The organism is Micromonospora sp. DT63, assembly GCF_049841615.1.
In the GTDB taxonomy this organism is placed as follows: domain Bacteria; phylum Actinomycetota; class Actinomycetes; order Mycobacteriales; family Micromonosporaceae; genus Micromonospora.
The window spans coordinates 54553-72944 of the sequence record NZ_JBNCKQ010000013.1 but is presented as its reverse complement, the minus strand read 5'-3'; the positions used below and the strand labels follow the sequence as shown (position 1 = coordinate 72944).

The 18392-nt window shown below is 72.8% G+C and carries 18 protein-coding genes; 13 read left to right on the top strand and 5 right to left on the bottom strand.

The window, feature by feature from the left end; all coding sequences use genetic code 11:
• Positions 1-117 precede the first annotated feature (117 nt).
• On the bottom strand, positions 118-1332 hold the full coding sequence (locus tag ACLQ27_RS31010) for an FAD-dependent monooxygenase (protein WP_357498323.1): 1215 nt from the start codon (positions 1330-1332) through the stop codon (positions 118-120).
• 159 nt (positions 1333-1491) lie between these two features.
• Complete coding sequence (locus tag ACLQ27_RS31005) at positions 1492-2151, bottom strand: PadR family transcriptional regulator (RefSeq protein WP_425870070.1); 660 nt, start codon at positions 2149-2151, stop codon at positions 1492-1494.
• 128 nt (positions 2152-2279) lie between these two features.
• Between ACLQ27_RS31005 and nadD the strand changes: the two genes are divergently transcribed.
• The 5 genes from nadD to ACLQ27_RS30980 all read left to right on the top strand — a co-directional run bounded on the left by nadD (position 2280) and on the right by ACLQ27_RS30980 (position 5725).
• On the top strand, positions 2280-2876 hold the full coding sequence (nadD, locus tag ACLQ27_RS31000; RefSeq protein ID WP_203178711.1) for a nicotinate-nucleotide adenylyltransferase: 597 nt from the start codon (positions 2280-2282) through the stop codon (positions 2874-2876).
• A 110-nt stretch (positions 2877-2986) separates the two neighbouring features.
• Positions 2987-3394, top strand: coding sequence for a ribosome silencing factor (gene rsfS / locus ACLQ27_RS30995; protein ID WP_234586881.1), 408 nt, complete (start codon positions 2987-2989; stop codon positions 3392-3394).
• Positions 3391-4020: a histidine phosphatase family protein gene (locus ACLQ27_RS30990; RefSeq protein ID WP_234586884.1), complete on the top strand. Its 630-nt coding sequence runs from the start codon at positions 3391-3393 to the stop codon at positions 4018-4020. The genes rsfS and ACLQ27_RS30990 overlap by 4 nt, the downstream gene beginning before the upstream one ends.
• A gap of 72 nt (positions 4021-4092) precedes the next feature.
• Entirely contained in the window at positions 4093-4947 is an 855-nt protein-coding gene (locus tag ACLQ27_RS30985; protein ID WP_357498330.1) for a DegV family protein, read from the top strand.
• Between the two features lie 4 nt (positions 4948-4951).
• Positions 4952-5725 carry an SDR family NAD(P)-dependent oxidoreductase gene (locus ACLQ27_RS30980; protein WP_357498332.1) on the top strand — a complete coding sequence of 258 codons (774 nt, stop codon included), beginning with the start codon at positions 4952-4954 and terminating at the stop codon, positions 5723-5725.
• Positions 5726-5791: 66 nt separating this feature from the next.
• Here ACLQ27_RS30980 and ACLQ27_RS30975 read toward each other — a convergent pair whose 3' ends face one another.
• Entirely contained in the window at positions 5792-7270 is a 1479-nt protein-coding gene (locus ACLQ27_RS30975; protein ID WP_357576040.1) for an arabinofuranosidase catalytic domain-containing protein, read from the bottom strand.
• A gap of 234 nt (positions 7271-7504) precedes the next feature.
• Between ACLQ27_RS30975 and ACLQ27_RS30970 the strand changes: the two genes are divergently transcribed.
• From ACLQ27_RS30970 to ACLQ27_RS30955, 4 genes are all read left to right on the top strand, one after another.
• Positions 7505-8311, top strand: coding sequence for a helix-hairpin-helix domain-containing protein (locus ACLQ27_RS30970; protein WP_425870065.1), 807 nt, complete (start codon positions 7505-7507; stop codon positions 8309-8311).
• Complete coding sequence (locus ACLQ27_RS30965) at positions 8308-10716, top strand: ComEC/Rec2 family competence protein (RefSeq protein WP_425870063.1); 2409 nt, start codon at positions 8308-8310, stop codon at positions 10714-10716. The genes ACLQ27_RS30970 and ACLQ27_RS30965 overlap by 4 nt, the downstream gene beginning before the upstream one ends.
• Positions 10717-10942: 226 nt before the next feature.
• Positions 10943-11923: a DNA polymerase III subunit delta gene (gene holA, locus ACLQ27_RS30960; RefSeq protein ID WP_234586908.1), complete on the top strand. Its 981-nt coding sequence runs from the start codon at positions 10943-10945 to the stop codon at positions 11921-11923.
• A 29-nt stretch (positions 11924-11952) separates the two neighbouring features.
• Positions 11953-12333 (top strand): hypothetical protein, encoded by a 381-nt coding sequence (locus ACLQ27_RS30955; RefSeq protein ID WP_357498467.1) that lies wholly within the window; start codon positions 11953-11955, stop codon positions 12331-12333.
• A 130-nt stretch (positions 12334-12463) separates the two neighbouring features.
• Here ACLQ27_RS30955 and rpsT read toward each other — a convergent pair whose 3' ends face one another.
• Positions 12464-12730 (bottom strand): 30S ribosomal protein S20, encoded by a 267-nt coding sequence (rpsT, locus tag ACLQ27_RS30950; protein WP_007464006.1) that lies wholly within the window; start codon positions 12728-12730, stop codon positions 12464-12466.
• A gap of 249 nt (positions 12731-12979) precedes the next feature.
• Complete coding sequence (locus ACLQ27_RS30945) at positions 12980-13966, bottom strand: phosphotransferase (protein ID WP_425870061.1); 987 nt, start codon at positions 13964-13966, stop codon at positions 12980-12982.
• Between the two features lie 61 nt (positions 13967-14027).
• Between ACLQ27_RS30945 and ACLQ27_RS30940 the strand changes: the two genes are divergently transcribed.
• The 4 genes from ACLQ27_RS30940 to ACLQ27_RS30925 all read left to right on the top strand — a co-directional run bounded on the left by ACLQ27_RS30940 (position 14028) and on the right by ACLQ27_RS30925 (position 18245).
• Positions 14028-14564 carry a DUF4240 domain-containing protein gene (locus ACLQ27_RS30940; RefSeq protein ID WP_357498382.1) on the top strand — a complete coding sequence of 179 codons (537 nt, stop codon included), beginning with the start codon at positions 14028-14030 and terminating at the stop codon, positions 14562-14564.
• 117 nt (positions 14565-14681) lie between these two features.
• Positions 14682-16556 (top strand): translation elongation factor 4, encoded by a 1875-nt coding sequence (gene lepA / locus ACLQ27_RS30935; RefSeq protein ID WP_425870059.1) that lies wholly within the window; start codon positions 14682-14684, stop codon positions 16554-16556.
• Between the two features lie 423 nt (positions 16557-16979).
• Positions 16980-17264, top strand: a complete 285-nt coding sequence (locus ACLQ27_RS30930; RefSeq protein WP_007463997.1) for a GlsB/YeaQ/YmgE family stress response membrane protein — start codon at positions 16980-16982, stop codon at positions 17262-17264.
• A 696-nt stretch (positions 17265-17960) separates the two neighbouring features.
• Positions 17961-18245, top strand: coding sequence for a GlsB/YeaQ/YmgE family stress response membrane protein (locus ACLQ27_RS30925; protein WP_007463997.1), 285 nt, complete (start codon positions 17961-17963; stop codon positions 18243-18245).
• Positions 18246-18392 lie beyond the last annotated feature (147 nt).

Below are 18392 nucleotides of genomic sequence, written 5' to 3'. Positions count from 1 at the left end.
GGGGGGGGCCGCCGCGGCGGCGGGGGGGGGGGCCCGGGCGCCCCCCGGGGTCCGGCCCGCGGGGGTTGGGGGCGGGGGGGGGGGGGGGGGGGGCCCCCCCCCCCCCCCCCACGGCGGTCAGCGCAGCGCGGGCTCCGCGGTCACGGGGGCGTCGAAGTCGATGACGTGGCGCTGCTCGTGGGCGATGGTCCGCTCCGGGTCCATCGCCGTGCGCACGAGCAGCGGCATCAGCAGCGGCATCAGCGTCCGCGCGACCGGCCCCGGCGCCTTGGTGTGGTTGATCCGGGCCGCGCGGGCGGCGACCTTCTCGACCCGGGTGCGGCGCAGTCGCACGTACGCGTCGAACGCGGACGCCACGTCGGGCAGGTCCCGCAGGCAGCGGGCGAGCTGCACCCCGCTCTCGATGGCGAGCGAGGCGCCCTGCCCGGAGCTGTTCGACGGCGCGTGCGCCGCGTCGCCGACCAGCACCATCCGCCCACGGTGCCAGTGCGGCACCGGCGGCATGATCTGCAACGACCCGACGGCCTGGAGTTCGGCGGCGCTGCTGGTGGCCATCAGCTGCCCGCCCGGGTCGTCGTCGCCGTAGGTCCCGCGCAGCGTGTCCAGCCACTGTTCGGCCGGCACCGCGCGGGCCTCGACGAGGCTCATCGGCCGCTGCTGCGGCAGGTTGGCCCCCCAGCGGGTGCCGCCGCCGGGCTCCGGCCAGTACAGGTAGTAGCCGCGTCGGCCGAACGCGAACGTCATCGTGCCCGCCTCGGCGTCCACCTCGTGCCGGGCGACCGCCTCGAAGCCGAGCAGCCCGGTGAACCGGGGGCCGGGCGCGGCCGGGTCGATGAGGCCACGGACCGTGGACCGGATGCCGTCCGCGCCGACCAGGACGTCGGCGGTGGCCGTGCTGCCGTCCTCGAAGCGCGCGGTCACGCCGCTGTCGGTCTGCTCGACGGCGACCAGCCGCCGCCCGTATGCGAAGGCGACGCCCTCGGCGACCGCCCGGTCGTGCAGCACGCGGTGCAGCTCGGCCCGGTGCACCACGCGCAGCGGCGGCACTCCGGCCAACGTGGGCAGGTCGATGCGCCGACGGCCGACGGCCATGACGGTGCGGTGGATTCCGGTGGCGATCGCCGTCACCGCCTCGTCCGCGCCGACGGCCCGCAGGGCCGCCACGCCGTTGGGCGCGAGCGCGAGGGTGCCGCCGATGCCGCCCACTCCGGCGGAGGTGGCCGGGTACGCCTCGTGAACGGTGGCGGTGATGCCGGCGCGGTGCAGCGCGAGCGCCGTCACCGGGCCGGCGATGCCGCCGCCGATGACGATCGCGGTTCGTGCCGTGGTCATGTTCTCTCCCTGGGTGTCGTCGGGTGCGTGCGTACGAACCGACCTGGGAGGGAACCCGGTTATCCTCGTGCTTGCCGCTTCGGGCCGGGTGCCTGCTCAGGTGTCGGTTCGAGGTAGGGCTCCGGCGGGGTGTTGGCGCACCCCGCCGGAGCTGTCTTCTCAGTCGGCGTTGTCGGGGTCGCTGCTGGTCCTCTCGGCCAGCTCGGTCAGCTCGGCCGGCATCTCGCCGGTCTCGTGGAAGGCCCGCCACGTGTCCAGCCCCGGGTAGCTGCCCGAGGTCAGCTCGGCGAGCAGGGCCCGCAGCCAGGTCGTCTCCGCGGCGCGCATGACCAGGTCGTACTCCGACTCGACAAGGAACAGCCGGGGGATCTCCCGCAGGTGGGCGTCGAGCGTCTCGCGGTCCTGGTGAAGCGCGTCGTCCAGCCGGTCGAGTCGCTGCCGGAGCAGGTCGATGGCCTCGTCGGGATGCAGGGCGGCGAGGACGGACAGGCCGGCCCGGAAGCGGGGATGCTCCGGCATCGGCGTGGCGACCAGCTCACGCGCCCAGTCGACAAGCTCGGCCCGCCCCGCGTCGGTGATCCGGTAGACGGTGCGTTCCGGACGTCGGCCCTCGCGGACGCTCTCCACTGCGGCGATCAACTGGTGCTTCTCCATGTTGCGGATGACCGTGTAGAAGGAGCCCCACTTGATCTCCATGTCCTGGTCCTTGCCCCGAGCGCGCAGGGTGCTGGCCATCTCGTAGGGGTGCATGGGCCGCTGGACGAGGGCAGAGAGCACGGCCAGTGCCAGCAGGTTGCCGACCTTGCGCCGCTTCGACATGACGTCCCCTTACTCGCTGACGACTACTCGTAGACGAGTATATGCACGGGATCGGCCCCTTGGCGACCCCCCACGCGCCGGCACCGGGCCCTGGCGGCCTGCCCCGGCGCCCGGCCTACGATCACGGGGTGGAGGAAGATATCCGGCGGATCGGGATCATGGGCGGCACCTTCGACCCGATCCACCACGGGCACCTCGTCGCGGCCAGTGAGGTTGCCGACCGGTTCGGCCTGGACGAGGTGGTGTTCGTGCCGACCGGGCAGCCCTGGCAGAAGGCTGACGAACCGGTCAGCCCCGCCGAGGACCGGTACCTCATGACTGTCATCGCCACCGCCTCCAACCCCCGCTTCCAGGTCAGCCGGGTAGACATCGACCGCAGCGGCCCGACGTACACGGTCGACACCCTGCGCGACCTCCAGGCCGAGTACGGCCCCAAGGTGCAGCTGTTCTTCATCACCGGCGCGGACGCGCTGCAACGCATCCTGTCCTGGAAGGACCTGGACGAGATCTTCGAGCTGGCGCACTTCATCGGGGTGACCCGTCCCGGCTTCCCGCTGACCGACGAGCACCTTCCGGCGGACACGGTCAGCCTGATCCAGGTGCCCGCGATGTCCATCTCGTCGACCGACTGCCGTGCCCGGGTCGCCCGGGGTGAACCGGTCTGGTATCTGGTGCCCGACGGTGTGGTGCAGTACATCGCCAAGCGACGCCTCTATCAGCCCTGATCACGTCCGGTATGCACCGTTCCGTGCGTCTAATCGACCAGAACTGACGGGTCGTGACCTCGCCGGGTGTGAGACGCTTGGAGGATCGCACGGTTGATCGAAGGAGAACGGTGACAGTTTCCGAACGCGCTCACGAGCTGGCGATCGCCGCCGCCCAGGCCGCCGCCGACAAGAAGGCGCAGGACATCGCGATCATCGACGTCGGCGACCAGCTCGCCATCACCGACGCGTTCCTGCTCGCCGCCGCCCCCAACGAGCGTCAGGTGCTCGCCATCGTCGACGCCATCGAGGAGCGCCTGCTGGAGCTTCCGGAGAAGGCCAAGCCGATCCGGCGCGAGGGTGAGCGTGGCGGCCGCTGGGTGCTGCTCGACTACGTCGACATCGTGGTGCACGTTCAGCACACCGAGGAGCGCGAGTTCTACGGGCTCGACCGCCTCTGGAAGGACTGCCCCACCATCCCGTTCGTCGACCGCGACCTGGTCGAGGCCGACGCCAGCGGGACCGCCGCAGCCGAATGACCCGGCTGATCGTCTGGCGGCACGGCAACACCGACTGGAACGCCGCCAACCGCGTCCAGGGGCAGACCGACGTACCCCTCAACGAGCTGGGCCGCGACCAGGCCCGCGCCGCCGCACCGCTGCTCGCGTCGCTGCGTCCCGACGCCATCGTGTCCAGCGACCTGAGCCGCGCCGCGGAGACCGCGGCGGCGTTGGCCGCGCTGACCGGGCTGCCGGTCCGCACCGACGCCCGGTTGCGCGAGCGGCACTTCGGCAAGTGGCAGGGCCTGCACCTCACCGAGGTCGCCGAGCGCTTCCCCGCCGAGTACGCCCGCTGGCGGGCCGGCGACCCGGCGCCGGGAGCCGACCTGGAGCCGCTGCACGACCTCGGCGAGCGGGTCGCGGCGGCGTTCCTGGCGGCGGCCGACGTGACCCCCGGCGGGACCGTGGTCCTCGCCACCCACGGCGGCGGCTCCCGCCAGGGCATCGGCCACCTGCTCGGCTGGCCCACCGACGTGCTGCGCACCATCGGCTCGCTGGCCAACTGCCACTGGTCCGAGCTGCGGCACGACGACGTTCGAGGCTGGCAGCTGCGGGGGCACAACGTCGGCCTGGTCACCGCCCCGGCCGTCGTCGACGCGGTCTGAGCGCCGTCCCCACCCGGGGTCGGCGCGCTCGCGCCTCGGCGTATCCCGTCGTGATCGGCTAGCGTGCCGGGCATGCCCGTCGCGGTCGTCACCGACTCCACCGCCTACCTCCCGCCCGAGCTGGTGCGTCGGCACCGGCTGACCGTCGTTCCGCTGACCGTCGTGCTCAACGGCGCGGAGGGTCTGGAGGGGGTGGAGACCCAGCCCGCCGACGCCACCAGGGCGCTGCGCGAGCGGCGGGTCTCGGCCAGCACCTCCCGGCCGGCGCCCGAGCAGTTCGCCCGGACGTACCGCCGCCTCCTCGACGAGGGCGCCGACGGCGTCGTCTCGGTACACCTGTCCGCCGGCCTGTCCGGCACCGTCGAGGCGGCCCGGCTGGCCGCCGCCGACTTCGACGGTCGGGTCGAGGTCGTCGACAGCCGCTCCGCCGGCATGGGGCTCGGCTTCCCGGCCGTCGCGGCCGCCAGGGCCGCCGAGGCCGGGGCAGACCTCGCCGGTGTACGCGACGCGGCGCTCGCCGCCGTCGCCCGGACCACCGTCTGGTTCTACGTCGACACGTTGGAGTTCCTCCGCCGGGGTGGCCGGATCAACGCGGCCGAGGCGCTGTTCGGCACCGCCCTGTCGGTCAAGCCGATCATGCACATGCCGGACGGGGCGATCGTGCTCCGCGAGAAGGTGCGTACCGCCAGCCGGGGAGTGGCCCGTCTCGTCGACCTGGCCGTCGAGGCGGCCGGCGACGACGACGTGGACCTCGGCGTCCACCACCTGGCTGCGCCGGAACGTGCCGAGGCGCTGCTCGCCGCGCTCACCGAGCGGCTCGGCGCACGGCTGCACGACACGTACGTCTCCGAGGCCGGCGCGGTGGTCGCCGCGCACGCCGGGCCGGGGCTGGCGTGCGTGGTCGTGCACCGCCGATCGGACGGCTGACCCGGTGGCCACCGCGTGCGTGGTGACAGGTGGCGGCCGTGGCATCGGCCGGGCGGTGGTGCAACGGCTGGTGACCACCGGCGTCACGGTCGTCGTCGTGGAGCGCGACGCCGAGGCGGTGGACTGGCTGGCCGGGCACCCGGCCGGCGACCGCCTGCTGCCGGTGGTCGGCGACGCCGGCGACGAGCGGGTGGCCGAGCGCGCCGCCGAGGTGGCTGAGCGCGCCGGCCGTCTCACCGGCTGGGTGAACAACGCAGCGGTCTTCCGGGACGCGGCACTGCACTCGGCGTCGGCCGACACCGTCCTGGACCTGATCGGGCTGAACCTGCGCCCGGCCGTGGTGGGCGCGGCGGTGGCGGTCCGCCGGTTTTTGGCCGCCGGCACGGGCGGGGCCATCGTGAACGTCTCGTCGCACCAGGCCCGCCGGCCGGTGTCGGGCGCCCTGCCGTACGCCACGGCGAAGGCCGCCGTGGAGGGGCTGACCCGGGCGCTAGCAGTCGAGTACGGGCGGCACGGCATCCGCGCCAACGCCGTCGCGCTCGGCTCGATCGCCACCGAGCGGCACGCCGAGTTCCTCGCCGCGCAGGAGCCGTCCCAGGCCGAGTGGATCGACGCCGAGCTGACCCGGCTGCATCCGGTGGGCCGGATCGGGCGCGCGGACGAGGTGGCGGAGGCGGTCGCGTACCTGCTGTCGCCGGCGGCGAGCTTCGTCAACGGGGTGACGCTGCCGGTCGACGGCGGACGAGCCGTGCTCGGCCTCGACCCGGAGGCCCGCTGACCCGGCGCGGGCGTGCCGCCTCCGGGCCGTGGTGACGACCCGGAGACGGCGCGATCGGCGGCCTGATCAGCTACGCAGGGCCCACTGCTGGTTCTGCTGCCCGTTGCAGGCCCAGAGGATGAGCTTCGTGCCGTTGGCGGTGGCGGCGCCGTTGGCGTCGAGGCAGAGCCCGGACTGGACGCCGGTGATGGAGCCGTTCGCGTTGACGTTCCACTGCTGGTTGGTGCCGCCGTGGCAGTCCCAGATGATGACCTGGGTGCCGTTGGTGGTGCCCTGACCGTTGGCGTCGAGGCACTTGTTGCCGTACACCTGGATCTGCTTTCCGGCGGTGTAGGTCCAGCGTTGGGCGGTGCTGTTGCTGATGCAGTCCCACAGTTGCACCTGGGTGCCGTTGGTGGTCGTGCCGTTCGGCACGTCGACGCAGCGGCCGGACTGGGCGCCCACGACCTGGACGTTCTGCTGCGGGTTGCCGCCGCTGGCGGGGGTGTAGGCGGCAGCGGCGATGTTGGCCTGCACGGCGTCGTCGGTGGCGGCCGACGGGTAGCCGGACGTCAACACACCCTCGAAGAAGGTGCCCCGGCCGGTGATGCTGTTGTCGCCACCGATGCCGAGCAGAATCGCCCCCTCCTTCTTCATGGGGTTGTAGCCGTTGGGGCGTCGGCCGTCGAAGTACGTGGTCAGGCCGCCCGACTGCGCGTTCCCACCCCTGATCGCCCAGTGGTTCGGCTCGCCCTTGACCATGGCGGTCACGAAGCGGTGGTTGATCGACGCGATGTTGTTGTAACCCGCGTTCACCCCCGAGAACAGGCCCCACTCCAGGTCAGCCATGATCCAGGGGCCCGCCCCTGCTCCGTAGCCCCACTGCTTGTTGGCGCCGAAGTAGACGGTCTCCATGATGGCGCGCTCGTCGGCCTGGACGTTGGTCTGCGCGTTGCCGTAGTCGAAGCAGCACCACTGGTTGTAGTGCGTGCCGTCGACGACGGCGTAGATGCCCTCGGGCTGGTCGCCGGTCGCGACGCCGTTCGTGTTGTTGTTGCGGTAGCCGGTGCCGGGCGCGATGTAGACGCCGTACGCCTTCTGGCCGCCGATGGTGACCGGTGCCGCCTTCGCGTCGGCGAGGTTGTCGTACCCGCCGGCGGCGGGGCCGGTGAAGCCGCCCGGGGGCGCCTGGGTGAGGCGGTTGTTGCGGCCGGACTGGTCGTAGATGACCGTGATGACGCAGTTCGTGTTGGCGCAGAACGTGTCCTGGGTGGCGGCGTTGGCGACGCCCCCGGCAGTGAGCACGCCGACGTCGCGGGTGGTGTTGTCCGACGAGCGGCGGACCTGGTAGAGCGGGCCGTTGTACGCCCCGTACAGGGCTCGGGTGGTGCTGTGCGCGGCCACGCACGGCGTGCCGCCGGAGGCGTAGATGTCGCACGGGCCGGTGCCGGCTGCCCGGGCGACGCCGGGCGTCCCGGAGACCACGTAGACGCCGGCCCCGGCGACGAGGACCAGCAGGGTCCCCGCTGCGGCCAGCGAACGGTGCAGCCTTCTCTTCATGTCCATGGATTCCCCTTGCGGTGGCGGTGGCGGTGGCGGTGGTGGTGGGGGACGGCGTCACGCATGATAACGCTAACATTAACCTTCATCCATGCGTCTGTCGCTACCTCCGGCGGCCAGGGGAGGCCCGGTCCTAGCAGACGCGAGCATGATCAGGGCGTTGTCCACAGAGGCGTCGGCTGTCCACAGGTCGGGCCCGCGATGACTCTCTCGTGGCGTCCGGCGTCCTAGCGTCGCGGCGTGTCAGACGACGAGGAGACAGCGGTACGTCAGCGTCTGCGCCGGTTGACGGCCACCACGGGTGGCGCGGCGTCGCTCGCGGAGGCGCTCCCGCTCGGCGTGCCGCCACCCCGGGTCGGTGCGCCGGTGACCGACCCGGCTGCGCACGTTCCCGCCGAGCCCGACGGCGGCGCCGCCGCACGGCTGCCCGGCCCGGGTGCGTTCGATCCGGGGCGGCGGGGCGTCCGCGCGTTGGCGGTCGTCGCCCTCGTGGTGGTGCTGGCCGCCGCTGGTTGGGCGTGGCGGTCCCGGCCGCACGCGGAACCGGTAACCCAGTCGACCGGCGCGGCGGCCCCGGCCGTCCCGGCGGAGCAGGGGAGCGCGTCGCCGGCCGGCGAGCTGGTGGTGGCCGTCGCGGGCAAGGTGCGCAGGCCCGGGCTGGTGCGTCTGCCAGCCGGTGCCCGGCTCGCCGACGCCGTGCAGGCGGCCGGTGGCCCGCTGCCCGGGGTCGACGTGGCGCTGCTCAACCCCGCCCGCAAGGTCACCGACGGCGAGTTGATCGTGGTCGGGGTGACGCCGCCACCGGTGCCGGGGGGTGCGCCCGATCCTGCTGCCGGTGGGGGACCGGCCGCCGGCGGTCCGCTGAACCTCAACACCGCGACGCTGGCCCAGCTCGACCAGCTGCCCGGGGTGGGGCCGGTGCTCGCCCAGCGGATCCTCGCCTACCGGGATCAGCACGGCGGGTTCAAGGGCGTCGGCGATCTGCGTCAGGTGGACGGCATCGGTGACGCGCGCTACGAACAGCTCAAGGATCTGGTGACGGTGTGAGCGGCACGCATCCCACGCCGTCGAGCCACCCGGACCCCGTCCGACCCCGGACGCCACCGCCGGATCTCCGGCTCGCCGGGCTGGCCGTGGCAGCCTGGCTCACCGCGCTCACCGGCCTGCACGTCGGCGTCCGTCCGCTCCTGCTGGTGGGCGGGACGGCGGCCGTGCTGTCGGCGCTGAGCGCCCTGCACCTGCTCGGCCGACTCGGCCACCCCCGCGCTGCCGCTCGTCGGCACGGCTGGGTCGCCGTCGCGGTCGGCCTCGGGGTGCTCTGTGGCGCGGCGGCGACCGCTGGCCGCCTGGCCGTCCGGGACGCGCCGCCGATCCGCGTCCTGGCCGAGCAGCGCGCTCCGGTCAGCGCCGAGCTGGTTGTCCGCGACGATCCGCGTCCGATCCGATCCGCCGGCCGTCCCGGCATGCTGCTGACGTCGAGTGAGCTGATCCGGCTGACCGGTCCAAACGGCCAGCGGATTCGGACGTCGGCGCGGCTGCTGGTCCTGGCCACCGACCCGGGCTGGCGAGGTCTGCTGCCTGGTCAGCGCGTGAGGGCCGAGGGTCGCCTCGGCGTTCCGCGCGGCGGCGATCTCACCGCGGCGGTGCTCGGCGCCACCGGGCCCCCCGAGCGTCATGGTGCGCCGTCCTGGGCACAGCGCGCCGCCGGCACGCTGCGCGCCGGCCTGCAACGGGCCTGCGCTCCCCTTCCCGACGATCCAGGTGGCCTGCTTCCCGGGCTGGTGGTGGGCGACACGAGCCGCCTGTCGCCCGCCGTCGAGGAGGACTTTCGGGCGACCGGAATGACGCACCTCAATGCCGTTTCGGGCAGCAACGTCGCGATCGTGTTGGGTGCGGTGCTGTTGTTGGCCCGCTGGGCGCGCGCCGGCCCGTGGCTCGCCGGTCTGCTCTGCGGGGTGGCGCTGGTGGGGTTCGTCATCCTGGTCCGGCCGTCGCCGAGCGTCGTCCGGGCCGCCACGATGGGGGCGATCGGCCTCGTCGCACTGGCCGCCGGCCGACCTCGGGCCGCGCTGCCCGCGCTGGCCGCCGCCGTGACGGTGCTGGTGCTGGTCGACCCCGAGTTGGCCGGCGACGCCGGGTTCGCGCTGTCCGTGCTGGCCACCGGCGGTCTGCTGCTGCTCGCGCCGCGCTGGCGCGACGGGCTGCGCCGCCGGGGCGTCCCGGCCGGACTGGCCGAAGCGTTGGCGGTGCCGGCGGCCGCCCAGGTGGCCTGCGGCCCGGTCGTCGCCGGCATCTCCGGCACGGTCAGCCTGGTGGCCGTACCGGCCAACCTGCTGGCGGTGCCGGCCATCGCCCCCGCGACGGTGCTGGGCGTGACGGCCGCCGTGCTGTCACCGCTCTGGCCGGCGGGGGCCGGGTTCGTCGCGTGGCTGGCAAGCTGGCCCGCCTGGTGGCTGGTCATCATCGCCCGCCAGGGCGCCCGCCTCCCGGCCGGCACCCTGCCCTGGCCGGGTGGCGCGTGGGGCGCACTGCTGCTGGCCGGGCTGACCGTGGCGCTGCTGGTCGCCGCACGTCGACCGCTGGTGCGCCGGCTGGTGGCGGTCGTCGCCGCCGCGGCGCTGCTCGGCGTCCTCGGAGTCCGGCTGATCGCCACCGGCTGGCCGCCGCGCGGTTGGGTGGTGGTGGCCTGCGCGGTGGGTCAGGGTGACGCCCTGGTGCTGCCCGTCGCTCCTGGTCGGGCGGTGGTGGTCGACGCCGGCCCGGACCCGAGCGCGGTGGACGCGTGCCTGCGCCGGCTCGGCATCTCCGAGGTGCCGCTGCTCGTGGTCAGCCACTTCCACGTCGACCACGTGGGCGGCGTGGCCGGCGTCTTCCGGGGCCGGCGGGTGTCCGCCGTGCTGACCCCGCCATCGACGGACCCGGCGAGTGGCCGGGACGTGGTCCGCGCGGCGGCGATGGGCGGGCGGGCCACGCTGCTCGGCACCACCGCCGGGGCGCTGCATCGGGTCGGCGGTGTCGACCTGCTCGTGCTCGGTCCGCCGTACCCGCTGGCCGGCACCAGGTCCGATCCGAACAACAATTCGTTGATGTTGCGGGCCACGGTCGCCGGCGTGCGGATCCTGCTGCCCGGCGACGCCGAGACCGAGGAGCAGCACGCCGTGCTGGCCCGGACGGCGGCGGAGCAGCTGAGGGCGGACGTGCTGAAGGTCGCCCACCACGGCTCGGCGTACCAGGACGACAGCTTTCTGGCCGCCGTCCGGCCGGCCGTCGCGTTGGTGCCGGTCGGCGCGGGCAACACCTACGGGCACCCGAGCCCGTCGCTTCTGGCCCGGCTCAGCAGAGGCGGCGCCCGGGTCCTGCGGACCGACACCGATGGTGACCTGGCGGCGATCCGGACCGGCGACGGGCTGGCGGTGGCCCGTCGAGGGGTGCGACCCGGGCGGCCGCCGTGAGACTCGACGGCGGGCAGGCGGGCTCTGCCGTCGCGAGGTGGGCCGGCTCTGCCGTCGCGGGAGTGGGCCGGTTCTGCCGTGGAAATTGCAGCGCGGCTGATGAAATGGCGACCGTCTTGCGGATTAAATGGCGAATCGAGGTAAATGTCTGGATTTGCGCTTAGTGCGGGCTGCACCGACCGGGCGGCGAATGAGCAGGCCCGTACCCGCCGTGGGCCGTGCGAATATGGGCGACGTGACCCCCGCCAGCCTCGCCCCCATTCTGCTCGTCCTCGGCGACGAGGAGCTGCTCGCCACGCGCGCCGTGACCGAAGCTGTCGAGCGGGTCCGCAGCGTCGAGACCGAGGTGGACGTTCGCGAGTACCAGGCAGGTGCGCTCACCGTCGGTGAGATCGCCGAGATGCTCAGCCCGTCGCTGTTCGGGGGGCGGCGGCTGCTCATCCTGCGCTCCGGTCAGGACGCCCGCAAGGACCTGGTCGCCGCGCTCCTGGCGTACGCGAAGAACCCCGACCCGGACGTCCAGTTGCTGGTGCTGCACCTGGGTGGCGCCAAGGGCAAGGCGTTCGCCGACGGGCTGCGGTCGGCAGGCGCGACGGTGATCCCGGCGGCCAAGCTCAAGGGGCACCGCGAGCGGGTCGCCTTCGTCCGAGACGAGATCCGCCGGTCCGGCGGCAGGTGCACCGACGACGCCGCCGAGGCGTTGATCGCGGCGGTCGGCAACGACCTGCGCGAACTGGCCGCCGCCTGCTCCCAGCTCATCGCCGACACCGACGGGCGGATCAGCGCCGAGACGGTGGCCCGCTACTACCGGGGGCGGGTCGAGGTGACCGGCTTCACGGTGGCGGATGCCACTATGGTCGGCGATGTGCCGGCCGCCCTGGAGGCGCTGCGCTGGGCCCTGCACGTCGGTGTCGACCCGGTGCCCATCGCCGACGCCCTGGCCGACGGGGTGCGTACGGTGGCCCGGGTGGCGTCGGCCGGGCGGGGCAACCCGTACCAGCTCGCCAGCAGTCTCGGCATGCCGGCCTGGAAGATCGAGCGGGCGCAGCGGCAGGGGCGCGGCTGGACGCCGGAGGGGCTGGTCCAGGCCATGCAGGTCGCCGCCGAGTGCAACGCGGCAGTCAAGGGCGGCTCGGACGACCGGGCGTACGCCCTGGAGCGCGCGGTCTTCTCGGTGGCGGCCGCCCGGCAGGGCAGCGGCCGGTGACGCGGCCGAACCGTACGGCGTGGGCCACCATGCCCGCCGACGAGGAGAGGTACCGGCCGCTCTACGCCCGGCTCCTCGGCCTGCGGTTCGTCAACCCCGGCGGGGTGCTCTGCTTCCTCTTCTTCGAAGGCGCCATCGCCCTGGCGGTGCTGCTCGCCCTGGCGGAGCTGGTGACCTGGTGGGCGGTGGTGGTGCTGCCCGTGGTGGTGGCGGCGATGGTCAAGCTCAACGACATGGTGGCCGCCGTGGTGGTCCGTTCCGCCGCGCTCGTGCCCGAGCAGGAGCGGGACCGTTTCCGTCGGCAGATGGAGCCGGTCGTCGGCCGGGCCCGGGTCGCGAACGCGGTGACCTCGGTGGTGGTCACGGCCGACCCGGTGCGGCCCACGCGCCGTACCGACCCGTTGGACTGACCGCCGGCCGAGGCACGGGCACGCCGATCGGGCCGCCGGCCCCACGTCAGGCCGTCGACCTGTCCGTGGACACACGGAAGCCCCGGACCGAGGGTCCGGGGCTTTCCGAATCAGTCTGACGGTGAAGTCGTCAGGCGGAGAGCGCCACCACGCGCTTCGCGATCGCGGACTTGCGGTTCGCGGCCTGGTTGGAGTGGATCACGCCCTTGCTGACGGCCTTGTCCAGCTTGCGAGAGGCGTCCAGCATGAGGGCGGTGGCCTTCTCGACGTCACCGGCCTCGGCAGCCTCGTTGAACTTCCGGACGGCGGTCTTCAGCGACGACTTGACCGACTTGTTGCGCAGCCGGGCCTTCTCGTTCTGCCGGTTGCGCTTGATCTGGGACTTGATGTTCGCCACGCGACAGCCTCGTCTTGATAGCTCGGGTTGGTCAGCTTATTGCACGGGATGACGAACATGCGTCATCGCTGCGCGAAGAGCCAGGTTACCAGGTCGCCCGGGACGAGCCAAAACGGCTCGGTCATCGCGCGGCCCATCCCGGCCCGACGACCACCAGACTACGCCCCCGCCAGGCCGGCTCCGCGTCACCGGCAGCCGGCGGGGGCGTCACCGCCAGACCGGCTCCGCGTGCGCCGGGCCGGCCCCGCGTCACCGCCAGCCCTGTCGGCGGGCGAGCCAGTCGAGGGCCTGTTCGCCGCTCCACCGCTGGTGCGCCGACCGGTGCGGGGAGGCCGTGGCCGCTGTCGCGTCCGCTCCGGTGAGGTAGTAGCCGGCCAGCGCGGCCAGGGTGGCGTCCAGCGCGTCCGGGGGAGCGCCCGCCGACGCCGGGTGTTCGGCGAAGAGGCGGTCGGTGTCCAGGCCGCTGGCGTACGCGGTGAGCAGCAGGCCCACGAGGTCGAACCAGGCCGGCCCGGAACAGGCCCAGGTCCAGTCGCAGAACCACGCCCGTCCGTCACCGCCGATGAGCACGTTGTCCACCCGCAGGTCGCCGTGGATCATGCCGGTCGCGTCGTGGGCGTACCGGGGGAGGCGGGACTCCAGCGCCACCAGCTCGGGCAGTCGACCCCGGGCGGCGCAGGGCAGCGCCGGGAGCGGCTCCCGGCCGGCGGCGACCTCCTCCCACCAGAGGATGTCCGCGCGGGCCAGCTCGGCGAGCTGGGGCAGGCCGAGCGCGGTCAGCCCGGCCGGCGGGGTGGCCAGGGCGGCGGCGACCTGGGCGTACGCGGCGAGCGTGGCGTCCAGCTCGGTGAGCGTCCAGGGCAGGCGCGGGGTGTGGCCGTCGACCGCGTCGGTGCACAGCGCGAACCAGCCGGCCTCGTCCAGCGTCCACCGCAGGCGGGGCGCCGGCAGGCCGGCCGGCAGCCGGTCGAGGATCGCGGCCTCCCGCGCGTACGCCTGCACGAGGCGCGGTTGCTCGACGGCGGGTGCCGCCTTGACGAAGGCCCGAGCGCCGTCGGCGGTGTGGAGCACGGCGGCGAACCCCCGGGTGAAGCCGGCGGCGGCGGTCCGGGCGGTGACCACCGGCACGCCGAGGCGCCCGGCGATCGCGGCCCGCAGCGCGGCCGGGAGGTCTTGCCACGAGGGGCGCAGCGCACCCGCGTGGTACGGCACCGGGGGCAGCGGCGGGGAGGACACCCCACCATGCTGCCCCGGGGTACGTGCGCGGCGCGCGGCGACACTGCCAGACTGCCAAGCCATGAGGACCGAGGACTTCTGGCAGCTGATCGACCAGGCCCGCGCCGGAGGCGGGGGAGAGCCCGGGCCGGTCGCCGCGCGGGCCATCGCGCTGCTCGCCGAGCGCGACCCGGAGGACATCGTCGGGTACGCCCACCACCAGCGGCGGGTGCTGGCGGCCTCGCACAAGGCGGATCTGTGGGGCGCGGCGTACCTGATCAACGGCGGCGCGTCGGCGGACGGCTTCGAGCACTTCCGGGGCTGGCTGATGACCCAGGGGCGGGCGGTCTTCGCCCGCGCGGTCGGCGACCCCGACTCGCTGGCCGAACTGCCCCAGGTGCGGGCCGCCTCGCTCAGCGGGGAGGAGTTCTCCGCCGAGCAGATGCTCTCGGTGCCCTGGGACGCGTACCGCAAGGCCACCGCGTCGGAGCTGCCGGAGGACCGCGAGCCGGTGCGTACGCCCGATCTCAACGACTTCTGGGACTTCGACGACGAGGAGGAGGCCCGCCGCCGCCTGCCCCGGCTGGCCGCGCTGTTCGTCGAGCCGCCCCTGGAGTGAGAGGTCCTCGGGACCGATCCGTCGCCCGCGCAGTGGGCGTACCCCGGCGGCGTGGGAACATGGAGGGGGCCGGCGGTGCGCCGGCCTGTTCACGTCAGCCGACCAGAACGGACCGCTGTGCCACCGAAGCTCGATCCCGGCGCGAACGCCCCTGGTGCCACCGACCCCGGTCGCATCCGGAACTTCGGCATCATCGCCCACATCGACCACGGGAAGTCGACCCTGGCCGACCGGATGTTGCAGCTCACCGGCGTGGTCGACCCGCGGCAGATGCGCGCGCAGTACCTGGACCGGATGGACATCGAGCGCGAGCGCGGCATCACCATCAAGAGCCAGGCCGTCCGGATGCCGTGGACCATCCGCGAGGGCGATCGGGCCGGTGAGCACGCGGTGCTCAACATGATCGACACCCCGGGGCACGTCGACTTCACCTACGAGGTGTCCCGGTCGCTGGCCGCCTGCGAGGGCGCCGTGCTGCTTGTCGACGCCGCGCAGGGCATCGAGGCGCAGACCCTGGCCAACCTCTACCTGGCGCTCGAGAACGACCTGCGCATCATCCCGGTGCTCAACAAGATCGACCTGCCGGCCGCCCAGCCGGAGAAGTACGCCGAGGAGCTGGCCCACCTCATCGGCGGTGACCCCGCCGACTGCATCCGGGTCTCCGGCAAGACCGGCGAGGGAGTGCCGCACCTGCTCGACGAGATCGTCCGGCAGTTCATCCCGCCGGTCGGCGACGCCGAGGCGCCCGCCCGGGCGATGATCTTCGACTCGGTGTACGACGTCTACCGCGGCGTCGTCACCTACGTCCGGGTCATCGACGGCCGGATCAGCGCCCGCGACCGGATCAAGATGATGTCCACCGGAGCGGTGCACGAGCTGCTGGAGATCGGTGTCATCTCACCGGAGATGGTCAAGGCCGAGGCGCTCGGCGTCGGCGAGGTCGGCTACCTGATCACCGGCGTGAAGGACGTCCGGCAGTCCCGGGTCGGTGACACGGTCACCATCAACAGCCGGCCGGCCGCCGAGGCGCTCGGTGGCTACAAGGACCCGAAGCCGATGGTCTACTCCGGCCTCTACCCGATCGACGGGTCCGACTACCCGAACCTGCGTGAGGCCCTGGACAAGCTCAAGCTCAACGACGCCGCCCTGGACTACGAGCCGGAAACCTCCGGCGCGCTCGGCTTCGGCTTCCGCTGCGGCTTCCTCGGCCTGCTCCACCTGGAGATCATCCGGGAGCGGCTGGAGCGCGAGTACAACCTCGACCTGATCTCCACCGCCCCCAACGTGGTGTACCGGGCGATCACCGACGACGGCGCCGAGATCGTCGTCACCAACCCCAGCGAGTACCCCAACGGCAAGATCGCCGAGGTGTACGAGCCGGTGGTCCGAGCCACCGTCCTGACGCCCAACGACTACGTGGGCGCGGTGATGGAGCTCTGCCAGGGCCGGCGCGGCAGCCTGCTCGGGATGGACTACCTCTCCGCCGACCGGGTGGAGCTGCGCTACACGCTGCCCCTCGCCGAGATCATCTACGACTTCTTCGACCAGTTGAAGAGCCGGACCAAGGGCTACGCCTCACTCGACTACGAGCCGTCCGGCGAGCAGGCGTCCGACCTGGTGAAGGTGGACATCCTGCTGCACGGCGAGCCGGTGGACGCGTTCAGCGCCATCGTGCACAAGGACAAGGCGTACAACTACGGCGTCACCATCGCCGCCAAGCTGCGCACCCTGATCCCGCGCCAGCAGTTCGAGGTGCCCATCCAGGCCGCCATCGGCAGCCGGGTCATCGCCCGGGAGACCATCCGCGCGATCCGCAAGGACGTCCTCGCCAAGTGCTACGGCGGTGACATCAGCCGTAAGCGCAAGCTGCTGGAGAAGCAGAAGGAAGGCAAGAAGCGGATGAAGATGGTCGGCCGCGTCGAGGTGCCGCAGGAAGCCTTCATCGCCGCCCTGTCCTCCGACTCCGGCGACACCAAGGCCCCAAAGAAGTAAGCCCCCCGTCCCCGGTCCCCCCGGTCCCGCCTCCTGCGTCCCGGTACCTGCCTCCTGCGCTCCGGTGACGCCTCCTGCGTCCCGGTGACGCCTCCTGTGTCCCGGTGATCAAGAGGTTTGTGTCAGTTGAGGTCCGGATCCTGACGCGAACCTCTTGATCACCGGCCCGGGTGGGCGTAGGCCCGCCCGGGCGGGTCGATGGTGGAGGAATTTTTTTGGCCGTGAGGCGGGGTCGTCGCCCTGGGCAACATGTTGCCTGACCTGTGTGGACGCGCTCCCACCCCAATCGACGCAGCCGTTCGGCATCGACGCCGGCAACTTCTGTGCGGCTGAGTCGGTTTGGTTTTTCGCTGGGTCGGGAACTTAGTCGTCACGACAGGAAGCACACATTGTGTGTCAGACATTCTTAGAAGGAGGGCGACCGTGGAGCTCACCGTGTGGGGCATCATCACTGCCATCGTTGTTGGTCTCATCGTCGGGGCGCTCGGCCGCCTGGTTGTTCCGGGTCGGCAGAACATGCCGATGTGGCTGCACCTGCTGATCGGTGTCGGTGCGGCTCTGCTGGGCACGGTGCTGGCGCGGGCGATGGGTATCGCGACCGAGACCGCCGGTATCGACTGGACCGAGCTGCTGGTGCAGGTCGTGGTTGCCGCGATCGCTGTCGCGCTGGTCGCCGGTGTGGGTGGCCGCCGCCGCGTCACGCGATAACACCAGCACAGGTAACACCGAACCACTTCCGAGGGGCGCCCGGCCGACAGGCCGGGCGCCCCTCGGCGTTTGTCGGGTCGGCGGGTGGAGCGCCTGTTGGTGTTTATCGCTCCGCACCGATCGACTCCAGTGCGCCGAAGTGGTGGCATCCGGTTCGCCGGACACCGCCACCTCGGCGCAGTGGGGTCGATCATGCTCGTGCGCGGCCCGCGTGGCCCGGCGCAGTGGAGTCGACCCCCGCGCGACCCGCACGACCCGCCGCGCGACCCCCGCGCCACCCGGCCGGAGCGCCCGCGGGCGCGGCTGAACGGGACGGGTGGCAGCGCCGGAATCGCCTGGCAGAGCGTCCTCGCGCAGTCGTGCGACGTTCGTGGCGATGATGCGCAGCACTTCGGCGGCTGACCGCGCGCTCAGCCCGGTCGATCACGCTGCCGGCGTGCTCGGGCTCCACGGCGCCGATGGCGGGAGTCGGGTGACCGGCGATATCGCCGAAGGGGAGTCGATCACGCCGCGGCGTGGTGCACGGCCCGGCCGATGCGCGAGGCGGACGCGTCGCCCGGTGGAACGTGCCGTTGTTGGCCAAGTCGTGATCGTCTGGGCGACGAAGTCGGTTTGGTTTTTCGGTGGGTCGGGAACTAAGTCGTCACGACAGGAAGCACACATTGTGTGTCAGACATTCTTAGAAGGAGGGCGACCGTGGAGCTCACCGTGTGGGGCATCATCACTGCCATCGTTGTTGGTCTCATCGTCGGGGCGCTCGGCCGCCTGGTTGTTCCGGGTCGGCAGAACATGCCGATGTGGCTGCACCTGCTGATCGGTGTCGGTGCGGCTCTGCTGGGCACGGTGCTGGCGCGGGCGATGGGTATCGCGACCGAGACCGCCGGTATCGACTGGACCGAGCTGCTGGTGCAGGTCGTGGTTGCCGCGATCGCTGTCGCGCTGGTCGCCGGCGTGGGTGGCCGCCGCCGCGTCACCCGGTAACAACCTGGCATCACCGCACCACGGAAAAGGGCGCCCGACCACTGGTCGGGCGCTCTTTCGTGGTGAAGTGCCCAGATTCGGCCCTACGCCACGACCCGTCGGGTCGGTTCCCTGCGGTACGGTCGCGACGCTTCGGCCTCCCCGCCC

Coding starts and splice junctions, on each gene's coding strand:
- ACLQ27_RS31010 (WP_357498323.1), bottom strand. CDS start 1,332: ATGACCACGGCACGAACCGCGATCGTCATCGGCGGCGGCATCGCCGGC.
- ACLQ27_RS31005 (WP_425870070.1), bottom strand. CDS start 2,151: ATGTCGAAGCGGCGCAAGGTCGGCAACCTGCTGGCACTGGCCGTGCTC.
- ACLQ27_RS30990 (WP_234586884.1), top strand. CDS start 3,391: ATGACCCGGCTGATCGTCTGGCGGCACGGCAACACCGACTGGAACGCC.
- ACLQ27_RS30985 (WP_357498330.1), top strand. CDS start 4,093: ATGCCCGTCGCGGTCGTCACCGACTCCACCGCCTACCTCCCGCCCGAG.
- ACLQ27_RS30975 (WP_357576040.1), bottom strand. CDS start 7,270: ATGGACATGAAGAGAAGGCTGCACCGTTCGCTGGCCGCAGCGGGGACC.
- holA (WP_234586908.1), top strand. CDS start 10,943: ATGGGCGACGTGACCCCCGCCAGCCTCGCCCCCATTCTGCTCGTCCTC.
- ACLQ27_RS30955 (WP_357498467.1), top strand. CDS start 11,953: ATGCCCGCCGACGAGGAGAGGTACCGGCCGCTCTACGCCCGGCTCCTC.
- ACLQ27_RS30940 (WP_357498382.1), top strand. CDS start 14,028: ATGAGGACCGAGGACTTCTGGCAGCTGATCGACCAGGCCCGCGCCGGA.